This window comes from Mycobacterium sp. (genome assembly GCF_049278535.1).
Taxonomy (GTDB): domain Bacteria; phylum Actinomycetota; class Actinomycetes; order Mycobacteriales; family Mycobacteriaceae; genus Mycobacterium.
Window position 1 is genome coordinate 1 of the sequence record NZ_JBAPMI010000208.1, and the last position, 8,834, is coordinate 8,834.

General features: G+C 63.9%; 9 protein-coding genes and 1 pseudogene. 8 read left to right on the plus strand and 2 right to left on the minus strand.

All coding sequences use genetic code 11. The features are described from left to right. The first annotated feature begins 81 nt into the window (after nucleotides 1-81). The 3 genes from rplP to rpsQ are packed head-to-tail and all read left to right on the plus strand — an operon-like array spanning nucleotide 82 to nucleotide 1,117. Complete coding sequence (gene rplP / locus WAO18_RS14200; protein WP_240259930.1) at nucleotides 82-498, plus strand: 50S ribosomal protein L16; 417 nt, start codon at nucleotides 82-84, stop codon at nucleotides 496-498. Continuing rightward, entirely contained in the window at nucleotides 498-740 is a 243-nt protein-coding gene (gene rpmC, locus WAO18_RS14205; protein ID WP_422206900.1) for a 50S ribosomal protein L29, read from the plus strand. The genes rplP and rpmC overlap by 1 nt, the downstream gene beginning before the upstream one ends. Continuing rightward, complete coding sequence (rpsQ, locus tag WAO18_RS14210; protein WP_422206901.1) at nucleotides 740-1,117, plus strand: 30S ribosomal protein S17; 378 nt, start codon at nucleotides 740-742, stop codon at nucleotides 1,115-1,117. The genes rpmC and rpsQ overlap by 1 nt, the downstream gene beginning before the upstream one ends. A 2-nt stretch (nucleotides 1,118-1,119) precedes the next feature. Here rpsQ and WAO18_RS14215 read toward each other — a convergent pair whose 3' ends face one another. Next, nucleotides 1,120-2,001 (minus strand): bile acid:sodium symporter family protein, encoded by an 882-nt coding sequence (locus WAO18_RS14215; protein ID WP_422206902.1) that lies wholly within the window; start codon nucleotides 1,999-2,001, stop codon nucleotides 1,120-1,122. Between the two features lie 262 nt (nucleotides 2,002-2,263). On the opposite strand from WAO18_RS14215, the gene WAO18_RS14220 reads away from it, so the two are divergent. From WAO18_RS14220 to WAO18_RS14230, 3 genes are read left to right on the plus strand one after another with little or no spacing between them, the layout of a single operon-like run. Further along, nucleotides 2,264-4,615, plus strand: coding sequence for an arylsulfatase (locus WAO18_RS14220; protein WP_422206903.1), 2,352 nt, complete (start codon nucleotides 2,264-2,266; stop codon nucleotides 4,613-4,615). Then, nucleotides 4,608-5,300, plus strand: a complete 693-nt coding sequence (locus WAO18_RS14225) for a hypothetical protein (protein WP_422206904.1) — start codon at nucleotides 4,608-4,610, stop codon at nucleotides 5,298-5,300. Before WAO18_RS14220 ends, WAO18_RS14225 begins: the two co-directional genes overlap by 8 nt. A 4-nt stretch (nucleotides 5,301-5,304) precedes the next feature. After that, complete coding sequence (locus tag WAO18_RS14230) at nucleotides 5,305-6,219, plus strand: formylglycine-generating enzyme family protein (protein ID WP_422206905.1); 915 nt, start codon at nucleotides 5,305-5,307, stop codon at nucleotides 6,217-6,219. On the opposite strand, the gene pstS is transcribed toward WAO18_RS14230, so the two are convergent. Next, complete coding sequence (gene pstS / locus WAO18_RS14235) at nucleotides 6,193-7,290, minus strand: phosphate ABC transporter substrate-binding protein PstS (protein ID WP_422206906.1); 1,098 nt, start codon at nucleotides 7,288-7,290, stop codon at nucleotides 6,193-6,195. The genes WAO18_RS14230 and pstS overlap by 27 nt on opposite strands. A gap of 338 nt (nucleotides 7,291-7,628) precedes the next feature. Between pstS and WAO18_RS14240 the strand changes: the two genes are divergently transcribed. Both WAO18_RS14240 and WAO18_RS14245 read left to right on the plus strand, forming a co-directional pair. Continuing rightward, complete coding sequence (locus tag WAO18_RS14240) at nucleotides 7,629-8,546, plus strand: DUF4436 domain-containing protein (RefSeq protein WP_422206907.1); 918 nt, start codon at nucleotides 7,629-7,631, stop codon at nucleotides 8,544-8,546. Between the two features lie 71 nt (nucleotides 8,547-8,617). After that, nucleotides 8,618-8,834, plus strand: a pseudogene (locus tag WAO18_RS14245) (hypothetical protein); the annotation flags it as partial.

Genomic DNA, 8,834 nt, shown 5'->3' on the forward strand with positions numbered 1-8,834 from the left:
GAAGAGGCTTCCGCCGCACCGGCGGCAGCACCTGCAGCTGAGGCGCCCGCCGTCGAGGCGCAGAGTACGGAGAGCTGAGTCATGTTGATTCCCCGCAGGGTCAAGCACCGCAAGCAGCACCACCCGCGTCAACGCGGGATTGCCAGCGGTGGCACGTCGGTGAGCTTCGGCGACTACGGCATCCAAGCCCTCGAGCACGCCTATATCACCAACCGGCAGATCGAGTCCGCTCGTATCGCCATCAACCGGCACATCAAGCGTGGCGGCAAGGTGTGGATCAACATCTTCCCGGACCGACCGTTGACCAAGAAGCCCGCCGAAACCCGCATGGGTTCCGGTAAGGGATCGCCGGAATGGTGGATTGCCAACGTCAAGCCGGGTCGCGTGCTCTTCGAGCTCAGCTATCCCAACGAGCAGACCGCTCGGGAGGCGCTCACCCGGGCAATCCACAAGCTGCCGATCAAGGCACGCATCGTTACCCGAGAGGATCAGTTCTGATGGCAGTGGGAACTTCGCCTGGCGAACTGCGCGAGCTCAACGACGACGAGCTGATCGAGAAGCTGCGCGAATTCAAGGAAGAGCTGTTCAACCTGCGCTTCCAGATGGCGACCGGTCAGCTCAGCAACAACCGTCGGCTGCGCACGGTCCGTCATGAGATCGCACGGATCTACACCGTGCTACGTGAACGCGAACTCGGCCTTGCATCGGGCCCTCTTGGTGCTGAAAAGGGAGAATCGTAATGGCAGAGGCGAAGAAGGCAGCCCCGGCAAAGGCAGCCCCGAAGGCGGCCAAGGCCGCTCCCAAGGCTGGCGCCGCGAAAGACGGCAAAGCCAAGGGGCCCAAGCACACTCCCGCCACTCCGAAGCCGCGCGGTCGGCGTAAGACCCGCATCGGCTACGTGGTGAGCGACAAGATGCAGAAGACCATCGTGGTCGAGCTGGAAGACCGTATGCGTCACCCGAAGTACGGCAAGATCATCCGTACCACCAAGAAGGTCAAGGTGCACGACGAGCACGATGACGCCGGCGTCGGCGATCGCGTCTCGCTTATGGAGACGCGTCCGCTGTCGGCCACCAAGCGCTGGCGGCTCGTCGAGATCTTGGAGAAGGCTAAGTAGCCTCAGCCTGCCGATGCGCTGGAAAGCTCACGATACGCAGGATCCAGGCGGCGCACGGCAAAGACGAACGCCAGCGCAATGAACGGCGCGATGATTCCGTAAACTGCTGCGGGCATTGCCATTTCGGGACTGTTGAGCAGTTGAGGGCTTAACGCGATTCCGACCGCCACCACGGCGTTGTGCAGTCCGATCTCCAGGCTGACGGCGATGGCTTGTCGCGGAGGCAGATGCATCCGGCGTGGCACCAGATAGCCGACTGTCAGGCTGACCGCGCAGAAGCCCGCGACCGCGGCGCTGAGCACGCCGAAGTTGTTCCATAGCGTGGCTTTACCGCCGGCGATGCCGGCCACGACGGCGACCACCAACAACACCGCGGCGAATACCCGGACGGCCTTCTGAAGTCGTCGGGCCAGATCTGGGAAGCGATGACGGATCGCGACGCCGATAGCCGTCGGGATCAGCACCATCGCGAACACGGCGAAGAACTTGTCGAACTGCAGCGGGATGAAGCGGCCCTCGCCCAAAAACCAGCTGAGTGAAAATGCCAGGATCGCGGGGATGGCGAAGATCGACAGCACGGCGTTTATTGCGGTGAGCGTCAAGTTGAGCGCCAGGTCTCCGCTGGCCAGATGACTGACGATGTTGGCCAGCATCCCGCCCGGGGTGGCGGCCATCAGCATCAGTCCTACGGCCAGTTTCGCTTCGAGGTGCAGCCCCTCGGCGATCAGCAGGCACAAGGCGGGCAACACCAACGACTGGCAAATCAGCGCCACCAGCAGGGGACGACGCACGGTAGTGGCCCGGCGGAAGTCGGCGACGGTGAGCGTGAGCCCGAGGGCCAACATGACTGCCACCACGACCAACGGCAGCAACTGGTTGTTCATCACTCTCCAGGTGGTTCAGCGGGCACGTCGGCCGGTGTCGATCAGCGCAGTGCGACGGCGCCACGATGCGTTAGATAGATAGTCTACGGTTTCTGGTCATAGTCCGCGCCGCGAGCCCGTTCCGCGCGACGAATGATCACCGGTATTGCGTTGCTGTGCGCGGAGTCTCGGGCCGAGTCCGGATGATGTTGGCCGACACTTCGGCGCAGCGGTGTAATCTTCATCGGAGGTCCGGGGGTCCACTACGAGAGTGAGGCCAGCGATGGCTACCGAGTTCAACGGCAAGATCGAACTGGATATCCGTGATTCAGAACCGGATTGGGGCCCGTTCGCAGCGCCGACCGCACCGGAGGGCGCGCCCAACGTCCTCTACCTGGTGTGGGACGACACCGGTATCGCCACCTGGGACTGTTTCGGCGGCCTGGTTGAGATGCCGGCGATGTCGCGCATCGCCGAGCGCGGGGTGCGGCTGTCGCAGTTTCACACCACCGCATTATGTTCGCCGACCCGGGCGTCGCTGCTGACCGGTCGCAATGCCACCACGGTCGGCATGGCCATGATCGAGGAGTTCACCGAAGGCTTCCCCAACTCCAATGGCCGAATCCCGTTCGAAACCGCCTTATTGTCCGAGGTCTTGGCCGAACAGGGCTACAACACCTACTGCGTCGGCAAGTGGCATCTGACCCCGCTGGAAGAGTCCAACCTGGCCTCGACCAGGCGGCACTGGCCGACCTCCCGCGGCTTCGAACGCTTCTACGGGTTCATGGGCGGTGAAACCGACCAGTGGTATCCCGACCTGGTGTACGACAACCACCAGGTGAGCCCGCCGGGCACCCCGGAGGACGGGTATCACCTGTCGAAAGACATCGCGGACAAGACAATTGAGTTCATTCGCGACGCCAAGGTGATCGCACCGGACAAGCCGTGGTTCAGCTATGTGTGCCCCGGCGCCGGCCACGCCCCACACCATGTGTTCCGGGAGTGGGCGGACCGCTACGCCGGCAAGTTCGACATGGGTTATGAGCGCTACCGCGAGATCGTGCTGGACCGGCAGAAGTCGATGGGCATCGTGCCGCAGGACACCGAGCTGTCGCCGGTCAACCCGTACCTCGATGAGAAGGGGCCCGACGGCCAGCCGTGGCCGCTGCAGGACACCGTGCGGCCGTGGGACTCGCTCAACGACGAAGAGAAGAAGTTGTTCAGCCGGATGGCGGAGGTGTTCGCCGGTTTCCTCAGCTACACCGACGCCCAGATCGGCCGGATCCTGGACTATCTCGAGGAATCCGGCCAGCTGGACAACACCCTGATCGTGGTGATCTCCGACAACGGTGCCAGCGGTGAGGGCGGCCCGAACGGATCGGTGAACGAGGGCAAGTTCTTCAACGGCTACATCGACACCGTGGAAGAAAGCATGAAGGTCTTCGATCATCTCGGTGGGCCGCAGACCTACAACCACTACCCGATCGGGTGGGCGATGGCCTTCAACACGCCCTACAAGCTGTACAAGAGGTACGCCTCGCACGAGGGTGGGATTGCCGACACTGCAATTGTGTCCTGGCCCAACGGAATTGCCGCGCACGGTGAGGTCCGGGACAACTACGTCAACGTGTGCGATGTCACCCCGACTGTTTATGATCTGCTGAACGTCCAGCCTCCCGAAACCGTCAGGGGTGTCCCGCAAAAGCCGCTCGACGGAGTGAGTTTCAAAGCGGCCCTGGCTGATCCGTCTGCTCACACAGGCAAAGAGACGCAGTTCTACACCATGCTGGGCACTCGAGGGATCTGGCACAACGGCTGGTTCGCCAACACCGTCCACGCCGCCACCCCGGCGGGCTGGAGCCATTTCGACGCCGACCGCTGGGAGCTCTTCCACATCGAAGCCGACCGCAGCCAGTGCCACGACTTGGCTGGCGAGCATCCCGACAAGCTCGAAGAGCTGAAGGCGCTGTGGTTCTCCGAGGCCGCAACATACAACGGCCTGCCGTTGTCGGACCTCAACATCATGGAGACGCTGATGCGCTCACGCCCCTTGTTGAGCGGCGACCGCGACAGCTATACCTACTATCCCGACGGCGCGGACGTCGGCATCGGCGGAGGCGCCGAGCTCCGCGGCCGCTCGTTCGCGGTACTCGCCGACGTCACCGTCGACAGCACCGGCGCCGAAGGGGTGTTGTTCAAGCAGGGCGGCGCGCACGGCGGGCACGTGCTGTTCATCCAGGATGGCCGGCTGCATTACGTCTACAACTTCCTCGGCGAGCGTCAGCAGGAGGTGTCCTCGTCGCAGGCAGTACCACTGGGCAGGCACCTGTTCGGCGCTCGCTACGTCCGAACCGGCACGGTGCAGAACAGCCACACTCCGCTCGGTGAGGTCACGCTGTTCATCGATGATGCGACGGTCGGCACACTGGGCGACGTGCAGTCGCATCCAGGCACGTTCGGGTTGGCCGGTGCCGGCATCACGGTCGGACGCAACGGCGGTTCAGCGGTGTCCAGCCGGTACAAGGCGCCGTTCGATTTCAGCGGCGGCACGATCGCACAGGTGACCGTTGACCTCTCCGGCAGGCCGTATCAGGACGTGGAAAAAGAACTGGCGCTGGCTTTTTCGCGTGACTGAGCTGTTGTCGAAACTTTTCTGGGCCGGGCTTGGCACGGCCACGATGGTGGCGATGACCGTGCTGCCGGGATGCGCGCGGACCATCGATGGGGTAGTCGCCTGGACCGGTGGTTCCGCCCCGTCCGCAATGTCGCATCAACCCACGACGACCCCACCCGCTCCCGGGATTGAGACGACGCTGCCGGACCACATTCCGCCCAACGCATTTGCCTGTTTCCCGGGGCCGCCCGGGACCGGCATCGGCACCGTCGCGCAGGTGTCCGACTCGGCCGCACCACGAATCACCGTCTCCGTGCCCGAGGGGTGGACCAGTGCGCCGGGGCAGCGCGATGTGGCGTTGGCACTCGACGGACCAGACGGATTGACCGGGACGGTGACGATCGCCCCGACGAAGCAAGGCCCCGCCGCCGCCTTCGCCGATTACGCTGCTGCACTGGCGCACTCGCAGCCTGACCTTCAGGTCGACACGGTGGGTGCCCAGTTCTGCGGATACAGCAGTCAGAAGCTCACCGGAACATTCCTCGGACCATCGGGAACCGTGGAATTCGCCGACCGCATCACGCACATCTGGAGTAACACCAGCAATTACCTGGTCACCCTTCATCTGGAAGGGCCGGAGGACACGCCGGGGTTCGGCGCAGCGAAAACAGCGCTGATGCAGGACTTCGCGGTGGTCATACCCTGAACCTATGCTTACCGAGCTGGTCGACCTGCCATCCGGATCATTCCGGATGGGCTCGACCAGCTTCTACCCCGAGGAAGCGCCGATCCACACGGTGAACGTCGATGCGTTCGCCATCGAACGTCATCCGGTGACCAACGCTCAATTCGCCGAATTCGTCTCCGCCACAAGCTATGTGACAGTCGCCGAGCAGCTGATCGACCCGGCACTCTATCCGGGCGCCGATCCGGCCGAACTGCAGCCGGGAGCTATGGTGTTTCACCCCACGCCGGGTCCGGTCGACCTGCGGGACTGGCGGCAATGGTGGATCTGGGTGCCGGGCGCAAGCTGGCGCCATCCGTTCGGGCCGGATAGCGACGTCGCCGACCGGGCGGAACATCCGGTGGTGCAGGTGGCGTTCCCCGACGCGGCGGCCTACGCGCGCTGGGCAGGCCGGCGGTTGCCCACCGAAGCTGAATGGGAATACGCCGCGCGCGGCGGGGCAGGCACGAGTTACGCGTGGGGTGACGACGAGAAGCCCGGCGGCACGTTGATGGCCAACACCTGGCAGGGCCGATTTCCGTACCGCAACGACGGCGCACTCGGCTGGGTCGGCACTTCGCCGGTGGGCGAGTTCGCGCCGAACGGATTCGGTCTCCTCGACATGATCGGCAACGTATGGGAGTGGACGGCAACGGAGTTCTCCGCACATCACCGGCTGGATGCCCCACCCAAATCCTGTTGTGCCCCAACGGGAGCCGCCGACCCGACGATCGTGCAGACGCTCAAGGGCGGCTCGCACCTCTGTGCCCCCGAGTACTGCCACCGGTATCGTCCGGCGGCCCGCTCGCCGCAATCGCAGGACACCGCCACCACCCACATCGGGTTTCGGTGTGTGAGCGATCCGCCCGAGGGATCAGCTGATGGCGTCGACGGCGCCTGAGACCTTCGCTTGGAAGTCGGGCGGCAGCGGGATGTAGCCGTTCTTGTCCAGGTCGATTTGGCCGGGCCCGAGGGTGGCCTGCAGGGCCGCTTTGACCGCCAGACCCACCTGCGGATCGGGGTACTTCGAGCAGACGATCTCGTAGGTCGCCATCACGATCGGATAGACGTCGTCCTGGGTGGGGTTGTAGAACGACGACAGGTCGAGGACGAGGTCGTCGCCCTTGCCGACGATCTTGGCCCCGGCGATGGTCTTGCCGACGGAGTCGGTGCCGATGCGCACCGGCCGCCTCGACTTGCGACTGGCCGGGGTCTTGATCTCCGCGGCGAACAGTCCTTCTTCCATCGCGAAGGACAACTCGTTGTAGGTGATCGCGCCTTCGGTGTTCTTCACCGCCGACGAGGTGCCGTCATTGCCCTTGGCGCCGGTTCCGACGCCGCCCTTGAATGCCTTGCCGGTGCCCTGGGTCCACACCCCGCCGGCCGCGGCCTGCAGATAGGCCTGGAAGTTGGCGGTGCTACCGGAGTTGTCGCTTCGGTGGATGACGTGGATCTCCTCGGGCGGCATCGACGCGTTGAGGGAGGTCAGCGACGGGTCATCCCAGCGTGTGATGCTGCCATTGAAGATCCTGGCCAGCGTTTGCGCGTCTAGCACCAGGAAGTCGACCGGCAGGTTGTAGGTGATGGCCAGCGGGCCGAAGACCACCGGAAGGTTCCAGGCGTCGGCCCCACCGCAGCGCTGCTTGGCAGCGGCGTACTGATCGTCGCTGAGCGGGGTGTCCGATCCGGCGAAATCGCTCTTGCCGGAAAGGAAATCGGTGATGCCGGCACCCGAGCCGTTGGCGGTGTAGTTCAGGGTTCGTCCGGGGCAGGACTTGGTGTAGGCGCTGACGAACCTTTTCATCGCGTTGGCTTGGGCGGTGGAACCGCTGGCCGATATGGACGGCTTGCCCGCGCAGGTTACGACCTCGCTCGCGTAGGCCATGCTGGTGTGCGGAACCTCGCATCCCGAGAGCACCGTGGCACCCGCGGCCAGCAAACTTATAGCGGCGACTAGTGGTCTGTGCTTCATGTTCGTTGCCTCACCCCGGACGTCGACACGATATTGAGAATTATTGCTAACGGATCGCGCTTGCGAACCGACGTAAGATTAACCGGTCGACAGCCGAACTGTCCCGCCCCATGGGCGAATTCATGTTTTCCGCCTACGTTCCTGAACTGCGAGTTACTGCCTGGTGGCCAGTGGGTGACGAGATTCGGGCGCCCTGCCCATCGTCATGCTTTCGCCACGCGATCGGCACCTTCGTTCGCTAACGTGACCCCGGTGTTGCCCCGACAGGCCGACCTGCATCTCGCAGTGCTAGTCCGGTCCCGCCTAGTGGTCCCGAATTTCCGGGACGGCGCCGAGCAATGACCGTTCAGACTCCGTCGGAAACCTCATCGCTAGCAGAGAAGCAGGAGCGGCAGCGGCCCCGCATCGTGATCGGTGTGGTCATCGTGCTGATCGTCATCGGCGCCTACGCTCTTTCACTTTTCGGCGTTCACTTGCTGCAAAAGTCAGAGGGCCCGCTGCCGCCGCTGGACATCAGCCAGGCCGGGCCCGATGAAACGGTTGTGCAGATTCGGCTCGAAGAGTTGAAGTCCACGACGAATCGCCTCACGGTGAATGTGCTCATCTATCCGGGCGAGTCGCTGGAGGACAAACGCTTCGATGAGTTGAACACAGATATCGCTGTGCGCTTGTATCCACCCAACGACCTAGGCGACCTGAAATACCCGGCAGGCAAGGCGCCGGCGCAAGTAAGTACCACGATCCAGGCGGACGGCGATCCCGGCGCCTGGCCGTTTGACTCCTATCGCACCGAGCCGATCTCGGCCGACGTCTTCGTCGGGAATGGCGCAGAACGCAAACGACTTCCGGCGCTTGTTCAGGTGACCGGAGCGATGGACGGCTGGGACGCGAGCGTCACCCGCAACAGCGACACCAGCGAGACCGGGAGCCACAACACCAGCAATGTGATCGTCACGCTGCACCGGGCCAAGGGGCCGCTGATCTTCGACCTGGGCATCATTTTGGTCTTGATCAGCCTGCCGACCCTGGCACTGGTGGTGGCCATTCCGATGGCGATGGGCCGGCGAAAGTTCGTGCCGCCGTTCGCCACCTGGTACGCGGCCAACTTGTTCGCGATCGTTCCGCTGCGAAATATCCTTCCCGGCGCGCCGCCGCCAGGCTCGATGATCGACCAGGCGCTGGTGCAGTGGGTGCTGCTCGCACTGGCGACGGCGATGGCGTTGTACATCTACTCCTATATCCGGCAGGGCGACTGACGCCGAGACGTAATCGGGGCGGGAATCTTGGCGACAATTCCGTGTCGGACCCTCCTGTCATAATCGAATGTATGTTCGATACGAGTGGTGGCGCGTGCTCATCGCCGGAGGTGATCGCCCGGTTCGATGAGCTCTTCGAGCGGCGCTATCCCACTCGCACGACGGAGTCAGCCGCGTTCCTGGATCGGATCGGTGCGTCGTGGCGCGCGCAAAACCGAGCGGCTGCCGCAATGTTGGCCGCCGTCGGCGAATTGTTCGGATACCGGTTAGCCCGCTGTTCTGACACCG